At 47.8% G+C, this 22,786-nt stretch carries 14 protein-coding genes, 6 tRNA genes and 1 rRNA gene; 18 read left to right on the top strand and 3 right to left on the bottom strand.

Annotated elements, in window-relative coordinates; genetic code table 11:
* The first annotated feature begins 2 nt into the window (after positions 1 to 2).
* From rrf to HQN90_RS35895, 10 genes are all read left to right on the top strand, one after another.
* Positions 3 to 119: ribosomal RNA gene (gene rrf / locus HQN90_RS35940) — 5S ribosomal RNA — on the top strand.
* Between the two features lie 60 nt (positions 120 to 179).
* Positions 180 to 254, top strand: a tRNA-Glu gene (locus tag HQN90_RS35935).
* Positions 255 to 333: 79 nt separating this feature from the next.
* A tRNA-Val gene (locus HQN90_RS35930) sits at positions 334 to 409 on the top strand.
* A gap of 27 nt (positions 410 to 436) precedes the next feature.
* Positions 437 to 513: transfer RNA gene (locus tag HQN90_RS35925), tRNA-Asp, on the top strand.
* Between the two features lie 76 nt (positions 514 to 589).
* A tRNA-Phe gene (locus tag HQN90_RS35920) sits at positions 590 to 665 on the top strand.
* A 16-nt stretch (positions 666 to 681) separates the two neighbouring features.
* Positions 682 to 757: transfer RNA gene (locus tag HQN90_RS35915), tRNA-Thr, on the top strand.
* Between the two features lie 12 nt (positions 758 to 769).
* Positions 770 to 848, top strand: a tRNA-Leu gene (locus HQN90_RS35910).
* Positions 849 to 1,010: 162 nt separating this feature from the next.
* Positions 1,011 to 1,460 (top strand): MarR family winged helix-turn-helix transcriptional regulator, encoded by a 450-nt coding sequence (locus tag HQN90_RS35905; RefSeq protein ID WP_173227636.1) that lies wholly within the window; start codon positions 1,011 to 1,013, stop codon positions 1,458 to 1,460.
* Entirely contained in the window at positions 1,457 to 2,659 is a 1,203-nt protein-coding gene (locus HQN90_RS35900) for an MFS transporter (RefSeq protein ID WP_173227635.1), read from the top strand. The genes HQN90_RS35905 and HQN90_RS35900 overlap by 4 nt, the downstream gene beginning before the upstream one ends.
* A 160-nt stretch (positions 2,660 to 2,819) precedes the next feature.
* The gene (locus HQN90_RS35895; protein WP_173227634.1) at positions 2,820 to 3,773 is read left to right on the top strand and encodes an NAD-dependent epimerase/dehydratase family protein; all 954 of its coding nucleotides are present in this window, start codon (positions 2,820 to 2,822) and stop codon (positions 3,771 to 3,773) included.
* 22 nt (positions 3,774 to 3,795) lie between these two features.
* On the opposite strand, the gene HQN90_RS35890 is transcribed toward HQN90_RS35895, so the two are convergent.
* Positions 3,796 to 4,659 (bottom strand): AraC family transcriptional regulator, encoded by an 864-nt coding sequence (locus tag HQN90_RS35890; RefSeq protein WP_173227633.1) that lies wholly within the window; start codon positions 4,657 to 4,659, stop codon positions 3,796 to 3,798.
* Positions 4,660 to 4,802: 143 nt separating this feature from the next.
* Between HQN90_RS35890 and HQN90_RS35885 the strand changes: the two genes are divergently transcribed.
* From HQN90_RS35885 to HQN90_RS35870, 4 genes are all read left to right on the top strand, one after another.
* On the top strand, positions 4,803 to 5,633 hold the full coding sequence (locus HQN90_RS35885) for an amidohydrolase family protein (protein WP_173227632.1): 831 nt from the start codon (positions 4,803 to 4,805) through the stop codon (positions 5,631 to 5,633).
* Positions 5,630 to 6,574, top strand: a complete 945-nt coding sequence (locus tag HQN90_RS35880; RefSeq protein ID WP_173227631.1) for an aldo/keto reductase — start codon at positions 5,630 to 5,632, stop codon at positions 6,572 to 6,574. Before HQN90_RS35885 ends, HQN90_RS35880 begins: the two co-directional genes overlap by 4 nt.
* Positions 6,575 to 6,587: 13 nt before the next feature.
* Entirely contained in the window at positions 6,588 to 7,601 is a 1,014-nt protein-coding gene (locus HQN90_RS35875; RefSeq protein WP_173227630.1) for a zinc-binding alcohol dehydrogenase family protein, read from the top strand.
* 839 nt (positions 7,602 to 8,440) lie between these two features.
* The gene (locus HQN90_RS35870) at positions 8,441 to 12,667 is read left to right on the top strand and encodes an S-layer homology domain-containing protein (protein ID WP_173227629.1); all 4,227 of its coding nucleotides are present in this window, start codon (positions 8,441 to 8,443) and stop codon (positions 12,665 to 12,667) included.
* A gap of 111 nt (positions 12,668 to 12,778) precedes the next feature.
* On the opposite strand, the gene HQN90_RS35865 is transcribed toward HQN90_RS35870, so the two are convergent.
* Entirely contained in the window at positions 12,779 to 13,669 is an 891-nt protein-coding gene (locus tag HQN90_RS35865) for a LysR family transcriptional regulator (RefSeq protein ID WP_173227628.1), read from the bottom strand.
* 112 nt (positions 13,670 to 13,781) lie between these two features.
* On the opposite strand from HQN90_RS35865, the gene tkt reads away from it, so the two are divergent.
* From tkt to HQN90_RS35845, 4 genes are all read left to right on the top strand, one after another.
* Complete coding sequence (gene tkt, locus HQN90_RS35860) at positions 13,782 to 15,812, top strand: transketolase (RefSeq protein WP_420851107.1); 2,031 nt, start codon at positions 13,782 to 13,784, stop codon at positions 15,810 to 15,812.
* A gap of 34 nt (positions 15,813 to 15,846) precedes the next feature.
* A complete protein-coding gene (gene fsa, locus HQN90_RS35855; RefSeq protein ID WP_079418788.1) occupies positions 15,847 to 16,503 on the top strand; it encodes a fructose-6-phosphate aldolase in 657 nt (218 codons plus the stop codon).
* 116 nt (positions 16,504 to 16,619) lie between these two features.
* The gene (locus HQN90_RS35850) at positions 16,620 to 17,105 is read left to right on the top strand and encodes a NanQ anomerase/TabA/YiaL family protein (RefSeq protein ID WP_173227626.1); all 486 of its coding nucleotides are present in this window, start codon (positions 16,620 to 16,622) and stop codon (positions 17,103 to 17,105) included.
* A 661-nt stretch (positions 17,106 to 17,766) separates the two neighbouring features.
* Positions 17,767 to 21,186 carry a galactose-binding domain-containing protein gene (locus HQN90_RS35845; RefSeq protein ID WP_173227625.1) on the top strand — a complete coding sequence of 1,140 codons (3,420 nt, stop codon included), beginning with the start codon at positions 17,767 to 17,769 and terminating at the stop codon, positions 21,184 to 21,186.
* Between the two features lie 142 nt (positions 21,187 to 21,328).
* Here the strand turns inward: HQN90_RS35845 and HQN90_RS35840 are convergent, their stop codons facing one another.
* Positions 21,329 to 22,720 carry an MATE family efflux transporter gene (locus HQN90_RS35840; RefSeq protein WP_173227624.1) on the bottom strand — a complete coding sequence of 464 codons (1,392 nt, stop codon included), beginning with the start codon at positions 22,718 to 22,720 and terminating at the stop codon, positions 21,329 to 21,331.
* Between the last annotated feature and the right edge of the window lie 66 nt (positions 22,721 to 22,786).

Raw genomic sequence — 22,786 nt, 5'->3', positions numbered from 1 at the left:
TGTTTGGTGATGATGGCGGAGGGGACCCACGCGTTCCCATCTCGAACACGACCGTTAAGCCCTCCAGCGTCGATGGTACTTGAACCGCAGGGTTCTGGGAGAGTAGAACGTTGCCAAGCAGGTTTCCCTTATGGGGTATTTTTTTTGCCACCTCCGAAGGGTTCATTGTTAGAAAATCAGGCCCGTTGGTCAAGTGGTTAAGACACCTCCCTTTCACGGAGGTAACAGGGGTTCGAGTCCCCTACGGGTCACCATCTAATCCCCACAAAGTGACGTATTGCTGACGAAGCATATTCCGATTACTTTGCGTGGGCCCGGTACAACAATTCCCATGAACGCTTAGCTCAGCTGGGAGAGCACTACCTTGACAGGGTAGGGGTCGGCGGTTCGATCCCGTCAGCGTTCACCATAAATTCGCCTTAACAAGTTTTCATGTGGAGCTGTGGTGTAGTGGCCTAACATGCCTGCCTGTCACGCAGGAGACCGCGGGTTCGAATCCCGTCAGCTCCGCCACCCAACCCCAAAAAGTGACGTGAAGCTTTGAAGCAATTTCCGAATACTTTCCGGGGACCCCAATTAACAACATCAAGGCTTTGTAGCTCAGTCGGTAGAGCAGAGGACTGAAAATCCTCGTGTCGGCGGTTCGATTCCGTCCAAAGCCACCATTTCTTAATTAAATAAGCCGTTGTAGCTCAACTGGTAGAGCAACTGACTTGTAATCAGTAGGTTGGGGGTTCAAGTCCTCTCGACGGCACCATGAACGCATTAGGCCGGCGTGGCGGAATGGCAGACGCGCTCGACTCAAAATCGAGTGGGAAACCGTGGAGGTTCGAGTCCTCTCGCCGGTATCTAAGATCATAAAAAAAGAGTTAAGCAAATCGCTTAACTCTTTTTTTATTTACCCGGAATAAACAGCCTAAAAGGGAAATTGCAGGCGGCATACTTGTTGACACATTTACTTGCTAGTAATATAATTGCTATAGCATCTAAATTTACAGGAGTGAAATGGTATGAAAATGGAAAGCTCTTTTGGATTTGTTTTGAACCACGCAGGGCGTAGAATGACCCAACTGTTGAATGGTAGTTTTCAACCTTACGATATCACAACTGAGCAATGGGTCGTACTCAGCCGCTTGGTGGAGGAGGATGGCATTACGCAGAAGCTGCTGGCGATTCGAGCAGAAAAGGATCAAACGAATATTACGCGTATTCTCGATCAACTGGAGAGAAAAGGCTTAGTAGAGAGAAGAGCCAATGAGACGGATAGAAGATCTTTTTTGACGTATATTACAGATCAAGGAAGAGCCTTGAATGACATTCTTACCCCGATTGAACGTAGGGTTATTGCTTCTCTGCTGAGTCAATTTTCGGAAGAGCAGGTGCAGCTACTGCGCAATATGCTTAGCCAGGTTACGAATAAAGCTAACGAAGGCATCAAGGAACTGGAGGCTCGGCAATGAGCGAAGAGAACAGATTATGGAACCGTGGCTTTGTTGCTGTCTGTTTCAGCAGCTTTTTTTTGTTTATGACTTTTTACATTCTGGCCGTCACCCTGCCGATATTTGTTACGGAAACGCTGCACGGAGGTCAGCAGCAGGTTGGCTTGGTGATGACGGTATTTATTTTCTCAACCGTGATCTTTCGACCTTTAACTGGCAAATGGATGGATGAATGGGATCGGAAAAAGATTGTTATTGCCGGGCTTAGCTTATTTATCTTATGTGCGGCTATGTATCCATTCGTGCATCAATACTATGTATTGTTAGGCTTAAGACTTATCCATGGCATCAGCTTTGGTATGGCAGCCACCGCTACGGGGGCTATTGCGATTGAGTTAGTGCCCGAATCCCGCAAGGGTGAGGGGATTGGGTATTTTAGTCTTTTTATGAGTCTGGCGATGGTCGTGGGCCCGTTTATTGGTTTGACAATTACGCAAACTCATAATAATAACCTCTTGTTTGGCGTTTGCATCCTGCTTGGATTTCTGGCCTTTATTTGCGGGCTGTTCATCCGCCTTCCCAAAAGAGTCGTTAACACCAAAGCGATCGCAGCCAAAGGCTGGAGGAAATTTATCGAACCAAGCGCTTTGCCGATTTCATTGACGGGCAGTGTATTAGCCTTTTCCTATGGGGCGATTACTACGTTTCTTTCCGTTTATGCGAAGGCTATTGGTTTAGAATCGTATGCCAGCTATTTTTTCATGGTATTTGCCTTGGCTATTGTCATATCTAGACCTTTTATTGGTAAATGGTTTGATCGTTATGGTCCCAATCGGCTAGTGTATCCAGGCATTATTTTATTTACAGTGGGTATGATCGGGCTTAGCTTGACGCAATCCGCCCTCCTCTTTTTGCTGGTAGCTGTGTTGCTTGGACTTGGATTCGGCGCACTTCTTCCGAGTTTTCAAACTATCGCGATACAAGCAGCGCCTGCTCATCGCAGAGGGCTTGCCACAGGCACGTATTACGTTCTTTTTGACGTTGGCTATGGGATCGGATCCTACATTCTCGGCACGATTGCTTCCAAAACAAACTACCATACGATGTATTTTGTCGCGGGACTTGTCGTTGCTTGTTCTTCGATCCTTTACTATGGGCTCTATCATCGGAAACCAGCAGCGTTGAATTCGAAAGAGAAGCATGTACTACAGCAGGAATAAATCATTGAAGAGGGCTGCCCAGCAGGTCATGTGACCTATGGGAAAGGCCCTTTTTTTCTCATGGAAGGCTATAGTTTTCTTCGTAGTTTGCGAATTATCCTATATAATAGGAGAGAACATATTCTACCTTGTTTACGTTAACAAAATGGGAGAGTGTACCATGCGCATTTTGGTTACCGGCGGAGCCGGCTTTATAGGCTCTCATATCGTCGATGAATTAATTCAATTCGGGCATCACGTACATATTTTGGATAACTTGACGACTGGTCGTCAAGAAAATCTTAATTCACAGGCGATCTTCCATCATGGCGATTTGCTTGATCATGGATTAGCTGAGGCGTTCGCTGCTTCACAACCGGAAGTGGTTATACATCATGCAGCTCAAATCGATATTCAAACTTCACTTGCGAATCCTATGCTGGATGCGCAGATTAATATTCTCGGCACGATTGCGGTGCTGGAGCAATGTCGCGTGCACGGTGTGCGAAAGATCATTTACGCATCCTCTGCAGCCGTATATGGTACACCGCAGTACTTGGGCTTGGACGAAGTCCACCCGTTAAGACCGCTTTCTTTCTATGGAATATCGAAGCAAGCGCCAGAGCAGTATATTGAAACCTATGCCTCCCTCTATGGACTGGATTATACGATATTGCGCTATGCGAATGTATATGGCATTCGGCAGGATCCGAAGGGCGAGGGTGGTGTAGTTTCCATTTTCGTAGACAAGCTTCTGGAGGGCAAACAACCGTTGATTTATGGCGATGGGGAGCAGACGAGAGATTTTGTATATGTCAAAGATATTGTTCGCGCGAATATAGCCGCTCTGAACAATGGCAGTCATGGACTCTATAATATTAGCTGCAATGAACAAACGAGTGTCAATGTGCTTTTGAGGGAAATGTGCGAAATTAGCGGTACACACTTCGATCCAGTTTATGTACCCGTTCGAATGGGAGATATCGTCCACAGCAGATTGGATAATCAGGCCGCTCTCGCTGGGTTAGACTGGAGTCCGTTATATAGCCTAAGGGATGGCTTGAGAGAAACATTGGACTATTACAGAAAGCAATATTGTCTGAGGAAACGAACGAATCCAATGGATCTAAGCTGATCTGAATGCTGGAGCCTTGGGCTTATCTCATGGCCTTTCTCGCAGCAGCCGGCGTCATGCCGAGCATTCTTTTGAACATGGCGTGGAAATGAGGCAGACTTTCGAAGCCGCACATTTCGGCGATAATACCGATGTTGACGTCACTTTCGCTCAGCAACTGCTTCGCACGAATGATTCTTTTGGTCATCAGGTAGGTGGTAATATTCATCCCAATCAACTGCTTGAATACCCGGCTGAAATGGGCAGGAGAGACAGAAGCTTGCTTCGCTAGGGACGTTAAACGGATGTCGTCGCAAAAATGCAGCTCAATATAAAGCAAAATATCTCGCATCCATAGGGGACCAACCGAGGAGTCTCCATTGCTTGTTTTGCGTTCAGGCCCCAGCTCACGCTGCAAATAGAGCAGAAGCTCCAAAAGCTTCAAGTAAATGGCTTGGCGTTGGCCTAAATGCGAATGCTTCAGTTCTATCTGTATGGACTCCAACGTAAATTCGATCTGCCGACGTTGAGGAAGCAGCGTTTCAAATTTGTAATTGCGCAGCTCCGCGGCTTGCTCAAAATTGCGTAAATACGAGAATGCCTCATCAAGATTAGGGGCCTGCGCCAGACTTGGGCTGAAATAAATCGCTGTAGACGTAACAGGCATTTCTTTGTCCGGCGTTGCTCGGTGAATCGTGTTGCCTGGGATGAGAAACAGATCGCCTTGCTTCATATCATAAAAAGTGTGATCAATGAAGAACGTACCTTGCCCACGATACACATACACAATTTCATACCAGTCGTGAAAATGGTCAGGCAGCTCGCTTAGCGAGCTTTTTGTGTTTTTATAAGCAAAAGAGAACGGGAAGGACTCGTTCGTATCGAATGTTTTACGTATGGGATGCATGGTGAGCTCCTTCTGGATACAGATTTACTTCATGATATCAAAAAAACGTATAAATGTGCTAGATATCAATATTTCATATGATTTTATTGATGATACAATAGAAGAAAGCGATACCATAATAAGGTTATGAAAAGGAGCGCGCTATGAGAATTGATGCACACCAGCACTACTGGAAAATAGATCGAGGCGATTATGGGTGGTTAACGACGGATTTGCCGGTCTTGTATCGTGATTTTCTGCCAGACGATTTGTTGCCCATCTTGCATCAACAGGATGTGAGTCAAACGATTGTCGTTCAAGCGGCGCCAACCTTAGAAGAAACAGACTATTTATTAAACTTAAGCGAAGAAACAGATACGATTGCAGGTGTGGTAGGTTGGCTTGATTTAAATGATCCCGACGTTCTTACGCAGTATAAAAGAATCAGCCAGCATCCCAAATATGTGGGCTTCCGAATCATGATTCAAGAAATGCCGGATGCGAACCGAATACTAGAGCCTCATTTTGTTGAAGCCCTGCAATATTTTGCCGAGGAGGATGTTCCCGTAGATCTGCTTGTAAAATCAGAGCAATTAGCGGCGGTTGTTGAGCTTTTGGGCCAGGTCCCGAGGTTGCGGGCAGTCATTGATCATATCGCGAAACCTCGGATTGGGGATGGCTCTACGGAGCCTTGGAAAAGCCAGATGGCAGCTATCGCCAAGCATCCGAACGTGTACTGTAAGCTTTCGGGCATGGTGACGGAAGCGAACCATACGAGCTGGGTCAAAGAAGATTTTACGGTATACATCCGGCATGTTTTGGAAGTATTCGGAGCGCAGCGGGTATTATTTGGCAGCGATTGGCCTGTATGCTTGCTAGCGGCTGATTATGATGAAGTCGTCGGAGTACTGACGCACGCCTTGCCGGAATCTTGGACACAGCACGATAATGACCGTCTATTTGGACTAAATGCAAAGGAGTTCTATAAACTATGAAATATCGTAAACTGGGCAAAACAGGGCTGGATGTCTCGGTATTGAGCTTCGGCGCCTCCTCGCTGGGCTCCCTCTTCCGTGAAACCAACGAGGAAGAAAGCATTCGGACGGTTCACACAGCAGTTGATCTAGGAATGAATTTAATTGATGTGTCCCCCTATTACGGTTTAACCAAGGCGGAAACGGTATTAGGCAAAGCTATTGCGCAAATAGACAGAGATCGTTTTATTTTGACAACGAAAGCAGGGCGTTACGGCGACGCCGAGTTCGACTTCTCGAAGGAGCGAATCATTCGCAGCGTCGATGAAAGCTTAAAACGGCTTTATACGGATTATATCGATATTTTATATTTGCATGATATTGAATTTGTGGCTTTTGATGAGGTTGCTGAGGGAGCCTTCCCTGCATTGGATGCATTAAAGCAATCTGGAAAAATTCGCTTTTTCGGCGTATCCGGATTGCCGCTGTCTGTGTTTGAGAAGTCGCTGGCTGTGAAAGAGTTCGATTCTGTCTTGTCCTATTGTCATTATGCTTTGAATGACACGTCCTTGCTGGATGTAGTTCCACTATTGGAGCAGCACGGGGTTGGATTGGTGAATGCATCGCCGCTATCTATGGGACTGCTGAGCACTAGACCCGCTGCTGTCTGGCATCCTGCACCGGCTGACATTCAGAGGCTCTGCAAGGAGGCGGCGGAGCACTGCGCAAGCAAGGGCGCTGACATCGCGAAGCTGGCGGTGCAATACACAACGGCGAACGAGCGGATTCCAACGACACTCGTCAGTACGGCCAGCCCGGAGAATATTCGCAAAAACATCGCATGGACGGATGAGCCTATGGATAACGAGCTGCTGCAAGAAGTGCTGGACATTTTGGAGCCAATTCGCAACAAGTCATGGATAAGCGGAAGACCTGAATATAACGAGAACACTTACGTGTAAGGGGGAGGTTTGGATGAAAGCGATCGTATGTGATCAGATTGAGCAGCTTAACCTTGTAGAGATGCAGGAGCCTACTGTAAAAGCGGGCGAAGCCATCGTTCGCATCAAAAGAATCGGCATCTGCGGGACGGATTTACACGCCTATAAAGGGAATCAGCCATTTTTCAGCTACCCGCGTGTGCTTGGTCATGAACTCTCCGGTTATGTCGAGGAGATTGGCGAAGGAGTCCTGGGACTGAAGGCTGGCGATCTAGTCAGCGTCGTCCCGTATATGCACTGCGGAACATGCATTGCTTGCCGCAATGGCAATACGAACTGCTGCACCGATATGAAAGTGCTTGGCGTGCATATGGATGGAGGAATGAGAGAGCTGGTTGCTATTCCTGCCAGCCATCTCATTAAGACTGAAGGGCTGACACTGGATCAAGCAGCGATGCTGGAGCCGCTTAGCATCGGAGCTCACGCTTTGCGAAGATCGGGGCTTCGCGCCGGTGAAACTGCGCTCGTCATTGGCGCAGGGCCGATCGGACTTGGCGTCATGATCCTGGCGAAGCAGTTTGGCGCGACCGTCATCGCGATGGACATCAACGACGAGCGGTTGGCATTTTGCCGCAAGTGGGCAGGCGTCGATCAGACCGTGAATGCGCTGCAGCAGCCGAAGGAGCAGCTTGCTGAGCTAACGAACGGCGATATGCCGACGGTGGTCTTCGATGCGACTGGCAACGCGCGGTCGATGACGGACTCCTTCGGACTTGTCGCGCATGGCGGCAAGCTGGTGTACGTTGGCCTCGTGAAGGCGGATATCACGTTCCATGATCCGGATTTCCATAAGCGGGAGCTGACGCTTATGGGCAGCCGCAACGCAACGATGGAAGATTTCGACACCGTATGTGAAGCGATGCAGACGGGAGTCATTGACATTGAGAGCTACATCACGCACCGTGCTTCCTTCGAGGACATGATCGGGGAGTTTGAGACTTGGCTCAAGCCGGAGTCTAAGGTGATTAAAGCGATCGTTTGTTTGTAAAGGCGCGCCCAGCTGCTTGTAGGCAGATGGGCGTGTTTTTTTCGCATTTTTAAGTGCAAAGGTGCGGATTCTCCCGAATTAGCGGCTGAGAGGCTGAAAAACAGCCCTAAGGTGGGTGGAGAGCTTGAGCTGAGTTCCGTAAGGCTGAAAAACAGCCCTAAGGTGGGCGGAAAGCGCGAACTGAGCTCCGTAAGGCTGAAAAACAGCCTTATTGGAGGGGAAAGGAGCGGATTCTCCATAATTGTCGGCTGAGAGGCTGAAAAACAGTCCTAAGGTGGGCGGAAAGCGCGAGCTGGTCTTCTTAAGGATGAAAAACAGCCTTAAAGGAGGAGAAAAGAGCGAATTCTTCATAATTGGAGGCTGAGAGGCTGAAATTCAGCGCTCGGGTGAGACTACTGGATGCGCGTGATGACCTACATAAGATCGAAAACGGCCAAAAGGTTGAGGAATGTTTCATATCCGTCTTCCTTTTTTTATTCTTTTCAGATCAGTATCGACAAGCTACTGCGTGAACCTAAGGAGCGCCGCATACCGGACGGTACGTAAATTGGTGTGGGAGGTCGCTGCTTAATGGGAAGTTATCTGACACGATTGATCTAGATTGATTCCGGTTATTCTGTCAACAATCCGATCAAGTAATAAATTGGTAATGAAATGTTCGTGTATATGTTATGTATGTTAACAATAATTTAACAAAGAATTTACACTGCGAGAATGTTGTTATAATATAATAGAAACAACTAAAAACAAATAAATCAAATAAATAACATTAAATTAATTTGGTTTTGTTTGTTTCTTAGGCTTGGAAATATTATTTTAAACGAATTGGAGGCATTAGGATGTTTATTCATTTTAAAAAAGTGCTATTTATTACGCTAGCAACTACGGTCGTCGCAACGCCAAACATTCCTCTGTTTGGAAACTCTCTCACTGCATCTGCCGCAATCACCCCCTCTGATTATGCCCTGCACATGCTTTTTGAGGACAATTTGACGGATAGTTCGCAAAATCCTTTAACTGCAACCCCTGTAGGGAGCTTGTCTTATGCCCTAGGACGGATCGGCCGTGCGCTGAATATTGATTCTTCAAACGGAGCTAAGCAATATGTGAACTTAGGTAATCCGGGCAATCTTCAGTTTGGAACCGGAACGAGTTTCACTTTTTCTTTCTGGGTGAAATCGAATGGTGTTTCATCAGACCCTCCGATTATCTCGAATAAAGACTGGAATGGCGGAAGCAATGTCGGCTATATCCTCGCTTTAAAGGACACGCGCCTAATGTGGAACTATAATACGGCTGGCGGTTCAAGAATGGATGCATCTATTCCTAACGTTGTGGACGGGGCTTGGCATCACATCGCAATTTCGCACGATAGAACTTCTGGACGCGTTGATTTTTATAAAGACGGAAACCCTGTAACGGTGAACATAACGAATGGAAGTAAATATAACAACATTTCAAGCGCAGTAGACATTTCTGGACGGACAGGAACGCTGGATTCCGGGCTGTCGACGATGCTTGGCAATGACGGTACCGGCAATTATGAGGCCAATTTGAAAGCTCAACTTGATGATTTTCAGATTTTGCGAAGAGCTGTTACCGCGCAAGAAGTTTTAGATGCCTATAACGCTATTCCTCCCCTTGCCCCTGAAAAATTCAATGGCTCTCTGAACTTGATAGGCGCACAGCATACCGTTCAGGGCTCGCAATTCAACTACAACTTGGATCTTCGTACACCGGACATGACCAAAGTGATTGATAAAGCAGATGTTGAACTCGCGTATGACAGTCATTTATTTGAGTTCGTCAGTGCGTCGCGCGCCACTTCCATTGACACTTCCGTGCCGGGAATCGTGAAGCTGAGTTTGCCTGGGGGGATCGTTTACAGCAACACCAATCCGCTTGAATTCGCCAATTCCAGAATTTCCGAGCTGATCTTCAAAACGAAAGCCCCTTCAGGTCAAGGAACCATTGAAGTGAAGAACGCGGATTTCTATAATGGTGGGAATAAAATAGAAATTGAATCTTTGAATAAGCTGGCTGGTACTGTTCAAATCCACTCCAAAGCGGCTGAAGATCTCAATAAGGACGGCCATGTGACGGTTGGGGATATTGTTTTGGCCCAAGTCCGAGGCAACTCTGACGAAGTTTTACAAAAAATCGCCGACAAAGCCAAATTTACTCCTTATAAACGTGTTGTTGTCATTGGGATCGACGGTGGAGGCGTTTCGGTTTCGCCCAATGCGCCATATTGGGAAACCGCAAGTTCCGTCAAGGAGACAGTCGGAAGCCGCCTAAATATCCCATCGATTAGAAACATCATTGATCATGGCGCTGTCTCCTATACCGTCAAAACAACGCTGCCATCCAGTTCTTCACCGAACTGGGGCGCGATGATATCTGGCGTCGATTACAGTAAACATAAGATTGATAATGACATCAGCGAAGCTTATACCTATGATGAAGCCTCCCCTTATCCGTCATTCTTTAAAAAAGTAAGATCAGTTATGCCTGAAACGAAGCTAGCCGCTTTTTTAACTTGGAACAACATTTTTGCTGGTCATATTGAACCGTCTGTCGGTGTTGAGGACTACCCCTCGGACGATGAAGGCAATGCGGCTGCCTTCGCTCAGTATGCAGCAGGCGGGAAAGCCGTCGATGCATCCGTCATTTTCATACATTTGGATGATATGGATCATGAGGCGGGGCACAAATACGGTTTTTATACGAAAAAATATTATGAGCAATTAACGAAAACCGACTTGAACGTAGGCGTGATTTACAATGCTTTGAAAGATAATGATCTGCTCGAAGATACGCTCCTGGTGATTCTGCCTGACCATGGAGGAGGCACAGAGAATGCCAATCGTACGTTAGGAAGCTCCACCTCGCACGGTCAAGATTCACCGCTGTCAACGACTACATTCATGACGGCGAACGGAAGAACGGTAGCTACGGATGTCGGGAAGGAGAAACTGCTGCAAGGCGGCACGACCAAGGATTTGGCGGCAACTGTTCTCACAGGCTTGGGCATCAATTCGACGATTGGAGATTCCAAGGTAATTAACGGCATGTTTATCCAGCAAAAAGATCAAAACAAGCCGGATGCTGCAAATTTGAAATTAACCAAAGTCATCTCTTCAACTACGCAGCAATTAAAAAGATACGAGCTGTCCATCAGTGAGCTGAAATCGGATGCCAAAGCGATGGACCTTGAGATCCAGACAAATGACTTGTCGGTCACATCCGTGGAACCTGCTCAACCCGGCGTCAAAGTGCTGCGCAATGAGACGGCAAATGGCGTGACGAGAATCATTCTTTCCTCGGATGCAGCCATTGCTGCAGATCAGTCCATTGTGAATATCCTTGTTGGATCGCAGGGAGCCAATCCCTCCGCCGCTCTTAAAGACGCCATGGTTGCCGATTCGCAGGCAAAAGAAACAATGCCGAACTTGATCGGCGCAGAAAAGGAAGATAGCGATGCTATTCCAGTTACAGGCGTAGAAGTCACGAATGCGAATCTAACGATCTATGAAGGACAGACCGCCGAGCTTACCGCAAAAGTACTGCCTGCTACAGCGAGCAATCAGGCGGTCACATGGAACACAAGCGATTCTGCGGTCGCAGCACTTGTATCCAGAGGTGACAAGGCTGTTATTACTGGTATCAAATCAGGTACGGCAACGATTACGGCGACTGCAGTGGATGGAAACTTTACATCGCAAAGCACTGTCACTGTGCAAGCTAAACCTGTAGAAACGACATTATACTCTATCAAATTGGATGGGAAAACTTCACTGAATATCGGCCAGCAGAACCAAACCGTCATTCAAGCGACGTACAGTGATAACAGCGTGAGTCAGCCTGCTTCCGGTGTCGTTTTCAGCAGTACGGTTCCAACAGTGGCTACTGTTAATCCGCAAGGTTTAGTAAGCGCGCTTGGGGAGGGGACGACAGTCATTGGAGCAACATATGGTGGATTCATGGATCAGTATACACTTACGGTCATTCACTCGAAACCTGCTGAAACGACATTGTCTTCGATTACATTGAACGGAAAATCTCTACTAAATATAGGCCAGCAGGATCAAGCAACGGTTAAGGCGAAATACAGTGATAACAGCGAGACCCAACCTGTGGCCGGCGTCACTTTCAGCAGCAGTGCTCCATCTGTGGCTTCCGTTAACTCGCAAGGTTTAGTAAGTGCGCTCGGGGAGGGTACGACAGTCATTGGAGCAACGTATGACGGATTGATGGATCAGTATACACTTATGATCATTAGACATAACGCTGATGACGGTGATTCTTCATCGACAGAGACAGACGGTCAACCTGCGCCAACCGCGCTGCAAGAGCAGACTAAGCCTGCGGAACCTGCAAAACCGGTTGAACCGACAAAACCGGCGCTTCCAGAAGTATTTAATCAAGAGCTTGTCAAAATGGACACGTTGATCAAGAACCTGAAGTCCAAAGTCGAAGAAGCGAGAAAGCAAAACAATACCATTTCTTTCACAGATTTGCCTGCTGCGCATTGGGCAGGGAACCTCATTCACAAATTCGCAGCGATAGGTATCGTTCAAGGGTATGAGAACGGAACCTTCGAGCCAGATGGCAAAGTAACGCGTGCAGAGTTCGCGACTCTCATTTCCCGTGTATTCGAAATTGACGGCAAGCCTGTTCGAGACCTGACACTGAATGATCTGAACACGCACTGGGCGAAAACAGTGATCGAAAAACTGGCCAATCTTGGCATCCTGAACGGTTACGAAGATTCTTCGTTCAAACCAGATGCAACGATCAGCCGTGCTGAGATGGTAGCCATCGTCAGCCGCATTGTAAATATGCGCTCGGTTCAACAGGAAAGCACATTAAGCTTTGCCGATATTCATAGCTCTTTTGCCGAGGAGCAAATCAAAGAAGCCTCCAAAGCGGGAATCATTAGCGGATTAGGCGATGGCCAGTTCCATCCGAATAACCCTGCGACCCGCGCCGAGGCGCTTACGACCATCATGAATATCCTAAATCTGAATCCACAAATTAAGCAGTTGTTGGACAGCTTGAAATAAGTGATTCTGAGAATGTAGATAGCTTGTATCTGACATTTCGTACCTTAGTTTTGGAAAATACCCCGCTGATCAACGAGATCAGCAGGGTATTTTTATTTCTGACTTACCCGCTCATCCAAGCGCAGGATTCTCAAGCTTTGCAATAAATGCAGCAGCAGCCGTCGAAAGCGGCATATTTCGCAAAGTAATAATGCCTATTTTGGTTGATGGGATCGTAGCGTCCAAGTTTACTTCAAACAAACTGCCCTCGGCGAGTTCCTTCGCGACGAATTCCTTTGTGACGAAGGAGACGCCAAACCCAATCTTCGCAAATTCAATCAGCAGATCCACGCTGCCCAGCTCGATCTCCGGCTCCAGCATGAGGTTATGGTCGCTGAATAGACGGGTGACGAATTTCCGCGAGGAGCTGTTGCTCGAAAATAAGATGATCGGGTATTTCAGCAGATCAGCAAGCGACACCTTACCTAAAGCCAGCTCGCGGTATTTCGGTCCGGTCACGAAGCAATCTTGAATGGTAATGCCCTCACGGACTTGCATCTGCTCATCCAGAATAGGCGTCCTGACGATCCCAATATCGATCTTCCCTTCCTTTAATTGTTTCACAATTTCCGGTGTGGTACCGTTTACCAGATTGATTTGCACATGTGGATATTGGTCATGGAAAGACTCCAGGAAAGGAAGCAGGTAGTGCTTGCACAAAGAGTCGCTGCCGCCGATTTTGATTTCCCCGCTGGAAAAGGTTCGAAGTTCATGCAGTTTTGCTTCCGCGAGTGAAATGAAATTGTACGCTTGCTCGATATAGGAAAATAAAACGGAACCTTCCTTGGTCAGTTCAACTCCTTTGGACGTACGGGCAAATAATTGCAGCTTCAATTGATCCTCTAATAATTTAATCGAGTGAGAGACGCTGGGCTGGGTAATGTACAGCTCTTTGGCGGCTTTGGAAAGGCTTCCAGATTTGGCGGTCAAATAAAATACTTTGTACAGCTCAAAATTAACCATATAGACACCTTCTATACCTAGTATCGAAACTATCAATTATTTGAATGGCAGATCTACTCTTATAATAAGGAGTAGTTCCAGCAATTACAACTTAAATGATGGAGGCGAACTTCTGTTGAAACAAGCCACAGCCAGTCTAGAAACATTAAGTATTAATACGATCCGGACCTTGACGATCGACGCTGTTGAAAAAGCAGCGATGGGTCATCCCGGTATGCCGATGGGAGCAGCGCCTATGGCGTATGCGCTTTGGACGCAGCACTTGAAGCATAATCCGGCTAATCCCAAGTGGGTGGATCGCGATCGCTTCGTATTATCAGCCGGTCACGGCTCGATGCTGCTCTACAGCCTGCTGCATTTAAGCGGTTACGATGTGACGATTGAAGACATTAAGGAATTCCGCCAATGGGGAAGCCGGACACCTGGGCACCCAGAGTACGGACATACAGCAGGCGTGGAAGCTACAACGGGGCCTCTGGGTCAAGGCGTTGCCATGGCTGTAGGTATGGCGATGGCTGAAGCGCATCAAGCATCCGTTTATAATAAACCGAGCTTTCCGATCGTTGATCATTACACCTATGCAATTTGCGGTGATGGTGATTTAATGGAAGGCGTTTCATCTGAGGCTGCCTCCCTGGCGGGGCATCTGAAATTGGGCAAATTAATCGTGCTCTACGATTCCAACGATATTTCACTTGACGGTGAATTGAATATGTCGTTCTCCGAGAATGTTAAGACGCGTATTGAATCCTACGGATGGCAATACTTACGTGTGGAAGAACAGAACAACGTCGAGGCGATTTCCGCTGCAATCGCCGAGGGCAAGGCGGATCTCGAGCGTCCAACGCTGATCGAGATCAAAACAACGATCGGGTACGGCAGCCCGAACAAAGCCGGCAAAGGCGGCCACGGCGGCACGCACGGCTCGCCGCTTGGCAAAGAAGAGCTGCTGCTGACGAAGCAAGCGCTCGGCTGGCCTTTGGAGCCGGACTTCTATGTGCCGGCTGAGGTTTACGGCCATTTCGCCCACTTCAAGCAGCTGGGCGGAGAAGCTCAAACTGCCTGGGAGCAGCTGTGGAACAGCTACCAGGCAGCTTACCCAGAGCTCGCGCAGCAGTTCTTGCTCGCGAGCAGCGGCGAGCTGCCGGCCGATTGGAAGGCCGATCTGCCGCGCTTTACCCCGGAGAGCGGCGCGATCTCGACGCGCACGGCATCCGGCAAAGTGATTAACGGCTTGGCGAAGCGGGTACCTTATCTTGTAGGCGGCTCAGCCGACCTGGCAAGCTCCAACTTCACCATGATTAATGACGCCGCGGCGTTTAGCAGCGCGGATTATAGCGGCCGCAACTTCTGGTTCGGCGTCCGTGAATTCGCCATGGGCGCAGCGCTGAACGGCATGCTGCTGCACGGCGGTGTACGTGCCTTCGGCGGAACGTTCCTCGTGTTCAGCGACTACCTGCGCGGCGCAATTCGCTTGTCCGCGCTGATGAAGCTGCCGGTCGCGTACGTCTTCACGCACGACAGCATCGCTGTCGGGGAAGACGGCCCGACGCATCAGCCAATCGAACAAATCCCATCCCTGCGGATGATTCCGGATTTGACGTTGTTCCGTCCTGCGGATGCGAACGAAACAGCAGCAGCTTGGCAGTATGTGCTGGAGGCGAAGGAAGGTCCTTTCGTATTCGCACTTTCGCGGCAAAATCTGCCCGTCCTTCCAGGAACGGATACGCTTGCTTTTGCGCATATTCATCAAGGGGCTTACGTGTTATCCGATGTGGCTGCAGGCGAAACCACCGCTGTACAGCTTATCGCGACAGGTTCTGAAGTAAGCCTTGCCCTTGACGTGAAGAAGCAGTTGGCGCAATATGGAATTGGGGCTCGTGTTATTTCCATGCCAAGCCGCGAATTGTTCGAACAGCAGCCTGAAGAAGTGCGAGATGCCGTCCTTTTACCGAATGTGCAAGCGAATGTTGTCATGGAGATGGCTTATCCTGCAGGTTGGGAAGAGATTACGGGAGGCAGCGGCTTCGTCGTGGGCATCCGTAAATTCGGGGCATCCGCCAAGGCCGATCGCGTCATTCGTGAATATGGCTTTACCGCAGAAGCAATCGTAGAACAAATCAGACAGAAGTATTTCCAATAACAGCCCATCAAGGGAGAAAAGGTAGGGATACAGGATGAAATTGTTTATCGACACAGCCAATGTAGAAGAAATTCGTAAAGCGCACGCGTTAGGTGTTGTTGCAGGAGTAACAACGAACCCTTCGCTGATTGCCAAAGAAGGAAGAGACTTTTTTGAAACGGTCAAAGAGATCATCTCCATTGTCGGTGATGTGCCGATTAGCGCAGAAGTCGTTTCATTGAAAGCTGACGAAATGGTTGAGCAAGGCAAAAAGCTTGCTAAGCTTAGTCCTAATGTCGTCATTAAGCTTCCAATGACTTTGGATGGCCTTCAAGCAACTAGTGTATTCCGCTCTCTGGGAATTCCAACGAATGTAACGTTGATCTTCAGTTCGACACAAGCTTTATTAGCTGCACGTGCCGGAGCTACGTATGTATCGCCGTTTATCGGACGTTTGGATGACATCAACCAAGTGGGAATGAATTTGATCAAAGAGATCAGCCAAATTTTCCAAGTACACGGCATTAAATCTGAAATTATCTCTGCAAGCGTGCGCCACTCCGCACACGTCATTGAGGCTGCTCTTGCAGGGTCGCATATTGCGACTGTGCCTTACAAAGTGATCGAGTCCATGAGCAAACACCCTTTGACAGACGCGGGAATTGAGAAATTTTTGGCCGATTGGGAAGGCGCTAATCAAGAGAAATTTTAATAGGCAAGCTGAATCGCAGAATGGAAGACTCACCCTAAAAAGTGGGTCTTTTTTGCTGTTATGAGCTATAGTAGAAGTAGGTTTTTGAAATGGAATGATAAAGGAGAGCTCGAAGTATGATCATCAGTAATTTGGAGCATTTTCAAGAGGAGCGCCATTTATGGCCTGCAGCGGTGCAAAGAGGAATCGACTACATTGTAAATCGCAAGCTAGGGGAAGAGGAACTGGGTAGATACGATCTCGAAGGCGATAACGGAGTATTGATGTATGCCAATGTGCAGGAATCGGTGACTCGTCCATTCGAAGAGCAAGTGCCGGAATCCCATGCTGTGTATACGGACATACAGTTCCTTGTAAGCGGGGAGGAGAAAATTTGTTTCTACAAGCTTCATGCTGGTGCCAAGGTGCTGGATAACAAGTTTGAAACGCATGACATTGCATTCTATGAGTCAGATCCTGCTGAACAGGAAACGGCAATTCTGCTGAAACCGGGCATGTTTGCGGTTTGTTTTCCTTCAGATATTCATAGACCCAATTGCGCAATTCATGAGGGACAAACGATCAAGAAAATCGTCGTTAAAGTACATAAAGATTTACTATAATTGCTATTCAGCTTTAAAAGGCGGGTTTCCCTCCAATTAGCGGATCGTAGCAGTTCCTTTTGCTCTATAAACATACTCTCTGCGTCATTTTGCAATTCAAAGGGAACTATGGTCCGCTAATATGCTGAAAACTGCCAAATCACAGTCCAAAGGGAACTACGATCCTCTATTTCACTATTTTGTGCTCGGAATCAGTATTTTTCGCTTCAATAGCGGACCTCAGTTCCGTTACATGCTGCTTTTCCCCCGATTCCCCTCAATTAGCGGATCATAGTTCCTTTTCGTCCATAAACATACACTCTCTCCAACTCATAAGACCCAAAAAACCGTCAGGATGTCATTCATCCTAACGGTTTTTTCATTTAGCCAGAAGCGATGACATAAAAATAGCAGCCTCTGGAAAATCATATTATTTGACCAGTTAATCGTAATATATGTCATCGTCAAAGGTGTGGACACTCCGTATAATTTGCAATAGGTACCATTCAAATTTAGCAATAAAAGCCAAATTTTAGAAGGGGGTGTGACTTCATTAGGTACGGTGTTTAGGCATATGAAAGCGTGTACTTTAGGAAGGGAGGGTTATAACTAAAGAAGGGTTGTTGCAATTCGCTTGTAGTCCGATGTATTCACAACACACATCAACTTGGAGGTGCAAGGCATGTCTATCCGTAGAGCTTTTTGGAAAAATAAATCGGTCCTTATCTGTACGCTTATTGCGGTAATCATTCTCACCCAGTTTATTGCTTCGGGCCATTCCTCGGCCGCTACGAATCTGGCTTCAGGCAAGGGAACTGCGGCAAGTGGCTATAATCAAAATTATGTCGCCAGCAATGTGACGGACGGCGATCAAGGGACTTATTGGGAGAGCAGCAATAATGCCTTTCCACAGTGGATTCGCGTTGATTTGGCGACTGTCAGTGCAGTCAACCAGCTCGTCTTGAAGCTTCCTACCTCTAATTGGGGAACACGTACTCAAACTCTTTCCGTTTTGGGCAGCACGGATGATGTGAACTATACGACGATTCAAGCTTCCCAAACGTATACTTTTGATGCCAACAGCGCTAATACGGTTACAATCAATTTAACAAGTTCCAATGTTCGTTATATTAAACTAAACTTCACTGCCAACTCAGCTTGGCCAGCAGCACAATTGTCAGAGCTTGAGGTATATGGCACTACAGGCTCCACACCAACGCCAACAGCGACTCCAACGGCTACACCGACGGCAACGCCAACAGCCACACCAACAGCAACGCCAACGCCAACGCCTTCACCTGGCACAGGTTCGAATTTGGCTATCGGTAAAACGATTACCGGCTCGTCCTCGATTTTTACGTTCGTGCCAACGAATGCCAATGACGGCAGTGTGACAACGTACTGGGAAGGCAATGCCAACAGCTATCCGAATACATTATCGGTAAGCTTGGGGGCGAATGCCAACATGACTTCGATTGTGTTGAAGCTGAACCCTGACGCAGCTTGGGCGACGCGTACGCAAACGATTCAGGTTCTCGGGCATGATCAGTATTCGACGAGTTTTACGAACCTGGTCGCCGCAGCAGTTTACACATTCAATCCGGCAACCGGCAATACGGTGACTATTCCTGTCACGGCTACAGTCAGTGATGTGCAGCTGAAAATCACGACCAATTCCGGTTCAACAGGCGGGCAAATTGCTGAATTTCAAGTTATCGGAACGCCAGCTCCCAATCCGGACTTAAGCATCACGGGTACGACTTGGACACCAGGTTCCCCGATTGAAACAGATGCGATTACCCTGACTTCTACGGTTAAAAATATCGGATCAGCGGCCTCGGGCGCTACAACCGTTAATTTCTACTTAGGCACGACAGCGGTCGGATCAGCTCCGGTCGGCGCATTAGCCGCGGGTGCAGCTGCGAATGTCTCCGTAAACATCGGCGCCAAGGATGCCGGGACGTATACGGTAACATCCAAAGTGGATGAAGCTAATGTCGTGATTGAACAGAATGAAGCGAACAACAGCTTTACGAGTGCTTCACCTTTGACGGTCAATCAGGTATCGAGCTCTGATTTAGTCGCCTCTGCGATAAGCTGGTCGCCTGGCAATCCATCAGCGGGCAACACGGTCAGCTTCTCCGCAGCGATCAAAAACCAAGGGATCGCAGCCTCCGCAGGTGGAGCGCATACCGTAACGCTAACGCTTAAGGATGCGACGACCAACGCAGTTGTCAAAACAGCAACAGGCACATACACGGGCGTAATTGCTAGCGGTGCAACGACAAGCACCATCAATCTCGGAACATGGACAGCGGCGAATGGAAAATACAATCTCCAGATTCAAGTTGCTGTTGACGGCAACGAACTGCCTGTGAAACAAGCCAATAATACAACGACACAATCCTTCTTCGTAGGACGCGGAGCGAATATGCCTTACGACATGTATGAAGCGGAGGATGGCGTCATTGGCGGCGGTGCTGCGATTGTTGGTCCGAACCGTACGATCGGCGATTTGGCCGGCGAAGCTTCAGGCCGTAAAGCGGTAACCTTGAACACGACAGGCAGCTATGTGCAATTCACGACAAAAGCGAGCACCAATACGCTCGTGACACGCTTCTCTATTCCGGATGCAGCTGGCGGCGATGGTCAATCGAATACACTGAACATTTATGTGAACGGTGTTTTCACCAAAGCAATCAACCTGACCTCCAAGTATGCTTGGTTGTATGGCTCCGAAACATCGCCTGGCAATTCCCCTGGCAGCGGGTCGCCAAGACATATTTATGATGAAGCCAATATCATGTTCGATACAACAATTCCTGCTGGCAGCACCATTAAGCTGCAAAAGGATGCAGCGAATACGACCAACTATGCGATCGACTTTATTAATCTGGAGCAGGTAGCACCTATCGCTAATCCAGATCCGGCGAAGTACGTCATTCCTGCGGGCTTTACCCATCAAGACGTTCAAAATGCCTTGAATCAAGTTCGTATGGACACAACCGGTAATTTGGTAGGGGTTTATCTGCCTGCCGGAAACTATGAGACATCGAATAAGTTCCAAGTATATGGCAAATCAATCAAGGTCATTGGGGCAGGTCCATGGTATACGCGCTTTGTTGCACCACAGGGCCAATCGAATACAGATATAGGTTTCTCCGTAACTTCTACGGCGAATGGATCTACGTTTGCCAACTTTGCTTACTTCGGAAACTATACATCGCGTATTGACGGTCCAGGCAAAGTGTTTGATTTGTCGAATGTCTCGAACATGACGATCGACAATATTTGGGTAGAGCATCAAGTTTGTTTCTACTGGGGTGCCAACACCGACTATATGACGATCAAAAATTCGCGGATTCGCGATACGTTCGCAGACGGCATCAACATGACGAATGGCAGTACGAACAATCTCGTTACGAATATTGAAGCTCGTTCTACTGGCGATGACAGCTTTGCATTATTCTCTGCTATTGATGCAGGGGGAGCTGACGAGAAGGATAACATTTTTGAAAATCTGACTTCTCTGCTTACTTGGCGCGCGGCTGGCCTTGCCGTCTATGGCGGGTATGGCAACACGTTCAGAAATATTTATATTGCCGATACGCTATGCTATTCAGGCATCACAATTAGCTCCTTGGATTTCGGATATCCAATGAACGGATTTGGCGCATCCCCGACCACGAATCTGCAGAATATTTCTATTGTGCGTGCAGGCGGTCATTTCTGGGGCTCCCAAACGTTCCCGGCTATCTGGGTCTTCTCAGCCTCCAAGGTATTCCAGGGAATTCGCGTAAGCGACGTGGATATTATTGACCCTACGTACCACGGCATTATGTTCCAAACGAATTACAGTGGAAGCACGGCGCAAAATCCGGTTACGGATACGATCTTCACCAATGTTTCAATCTCGGGCGCTCAAAAGAGCGGCGATGCTTTTGATGCCAAATCGGGAGTCGCGATCTGGGCTAACGATATGCCGGAAGCGGGTCAAGGGCCAGCGGTTGGCACAGCGGTTTTCAATCATTTGACGTTAAGCAACAATGTGACAAATATCAAAAATACGACTTCAACGTTTACAATTACCGTTAATCCTTAAGGTCTAATTACAAGGCCGCTTATCCTGCCATAGGGCGGGGTGGGCGGCTTTTTGCCTTGCGTGTGGAGGTTGTCCGTCTTTACGAAAAAAGCAGCCTGGGAGCCCATTGTTAGGCTCAGCAGACTGCTTTTGGATTGGTTCTTTACGCTTTGCTTGGCATCATTCGTGCTTTGCGCCAGTTGCCGAACTGATAGTACAGTACATTCAGAATGACCGCTACTGTAAAGCTGATCGGGAAGCTCCACCAAATCACATCAAACCCATAGGAGTGAGCCAAGACGGTAGCAAGTGGAATCCGTACGATCAACAATGCGATGAAAGATACGATAAGCGGGAATATCACGGCTCCTGCGGATCGAACGACACCTGCGACGACATTGAAAATGCCAAAAATGATAAATGACCATAAGGTTATATTGTTAATATGGACGCCAATATCAATCGCTTTGCCTTCCGTGGGCAGGAAGAGTCCGACGACCTGACGGTTGAACAGATGCAGGAAGACGACGATAATCCCCGTCATGATGATGTTCATTGCCACGCCCGACCATGTAATGCGGGTCACTCGATCCCATTTCCCGGCGCCAATGTTCTGGGCGGCCATCGAGGTAACGGCTCCGCCGATCGCCATTGCGGGCATCTGCACATAGCTCGATATTTGCGTCGCTACACCAAATGCAGCTGTCGATTCGGAACCAAACGAGTTGACCAAATGGATAAGGATCAAATTGCTCAGTGAAACAACAACCATATTTAATCCCATAGGCAGCCCTTTTTGAAACAGCGCACGAATAATCGTGAAGTTCAGGCGAAGCAGGTGGGTATCCGATTTGGTGATCCGCAGAAAATATTTCTTTTGATACAAATACACAACCAGAAGTACAAAGCTGATCAATTGCGCGATAAACGTAGCAACAGCCGAGCCGGCAATGCCCATTTTTGGAAAAGGCCCCATACCTTGAATGAGCAGTGGATTGAGGACAACGTCCAAAATAGCCGATAGCAGCAAGAAATAAAACGGTGTCTTGGCATCCCCAGAGCCGCGCAAAATGGCCATAATCAGGTTAAAGCCAAACATAAAAGGGACGCCAGCAAAAATAATGCGCGTATACGTTACCGCGAGATCCTTCACGTCCGTTGGAGTGTTCATCCAATCGAGAATCGTGGAAGAGAAAAGCAGTCCCAATAAAGCGACAATTAAGGAAAGCGTGAAGAAAAAGACGGCGCTTGTTCCGACGACTTTCTTGGCATCATCCACTCTTTTGGCCCCGAGATTCTGACCAATCATAATAACCGCGGCCATGGCAAATCCGAATATCGCACTGATCAGGAAAAACATAATCAGATTGGCATTGGACGTAGCGGCAAGTCCTCTTTCTCCCAGATACTTGCCTATCCATATGGCATTGATAGATCCATTCAACGTCTGCAGCACATTTCCAAATAGAATAGGCAATGAAAATAAAAATAATGTCTTCGCGATAGGACCTTCCGTTAAAGAAGGCCGCACCTTCTGCGTTGCGGCTTCACTCATGTCGATCTCCTTATCTTAACTAACGAAATAACAACCTTTCGTTATTATACCAGTTTCCTTCGACAT

Origin of the sequence: Paenibacillus alba, from assembly GCF_013204855.1 — a bacterium.
Classification (GTDB): Bacteria; Bacillota; Bacilli; order Paenibacillales; family NBRC-103111; genus Paenibacillus_E; species Paenibacillus_E alba.
This window is presented reverse-complemented; position numbering and strand designations above follow the sequence as displayed.

Excerpts from the sequence above, each read along its gene's own strand:
- HQN90_RS35905 (WP_173227636.1), top strand. The coding sequence starts at position 1,011 with ATGAAAATGGAAAGCTCTTTTGGATTTGTTTTGAACCACGCAGGGCGT.
- HQN90_RS35895 (WP_173227634.1), top strand. The coding sequence starts at position 2,820 with ATGCGCATTTTGGTTACCGGCGGAGCCGGCTTTATAGGCTCTCATATC.
- HQN90_RS35875 (WP_173227630.1), top strand. The coding sequence starts at position 6,588 with ATGAAAGCGATCGTATGTGATCAGATTGAGCAGCTTAACCTTGTAGAG.
- HQN90_RS35870 (WP_173227629.1), top strand. The coding sequence starts at position 8,441 with ATGTTTATTCATTTTAAAAAAGTGCTATTTATTACGCTAGCAACTACG.
- HQN90_RS35885 (WP_173227632.1), top strand. The coding sequence starts at position 4,803 with ATGAGAATTGATGCACACCAGCACTACTGGAAAATAGATCGAGGCGAT.
- fsa (WP_079418788.1), top strand. The coding sequence starts at position 15,847 with ATGAAATTGTTTATCGACACAGCCAATGTAGAAGAAATTCGTAAAGCG.
- HQN90_RS35840 (WP_173227624.1), bottom strand. The coding sequence starts at position 22,720 with ATGAGTGAAGCCGCAACGCAGAAGGTGCGGCCTTCTTTAACGGAAGGT.
- HQN90_RS35880 (WP_173227631.1), top strand. The coding sequence starts at position 5,630 with ATGAAATATCGTAAACTGGGCAAAACAGGGCTGGATGTCTCGGTATTG.
- HQN90_RS35890 (WP_173227633.1), bottom strand. The coding sequence starts at position 4,659 with ATGCATCCCATACGTAAAACATTCGATACGAACGAGTCCTTCCCGTTC.
- HQN90_RS35850 (WP_173227626.1), top strand. The coding sequence starts at position 16,620 with ATGATCATCAGTAATTTGGAGCATTTTCAAGAGGAGCGCCATTTATGG.
- HQN90_RS35845 (WP_173227625.1), top strand. The coding sequence starts at position 17,767 with ATGTCTATCCGTAGAGCTTTTTGGAAAAATAAATCGGTCCTTATCTGT.
- HQN90_RS35900 (WP_173227635.1), top strand. The coding sequence starts at position 1,457 with ATGAGCGAAGAGAACAGATTATGGAACCGTGGCTTTGTTGCTGTCTGT.
- HQN90_RS35865 (WP_173227628.1), bottom strand. The coding sequence starts at position 13,669 with ATGGTTAATTTTGAGCTGTACAAAGTATTTTATTTGACCGCCAAATCT.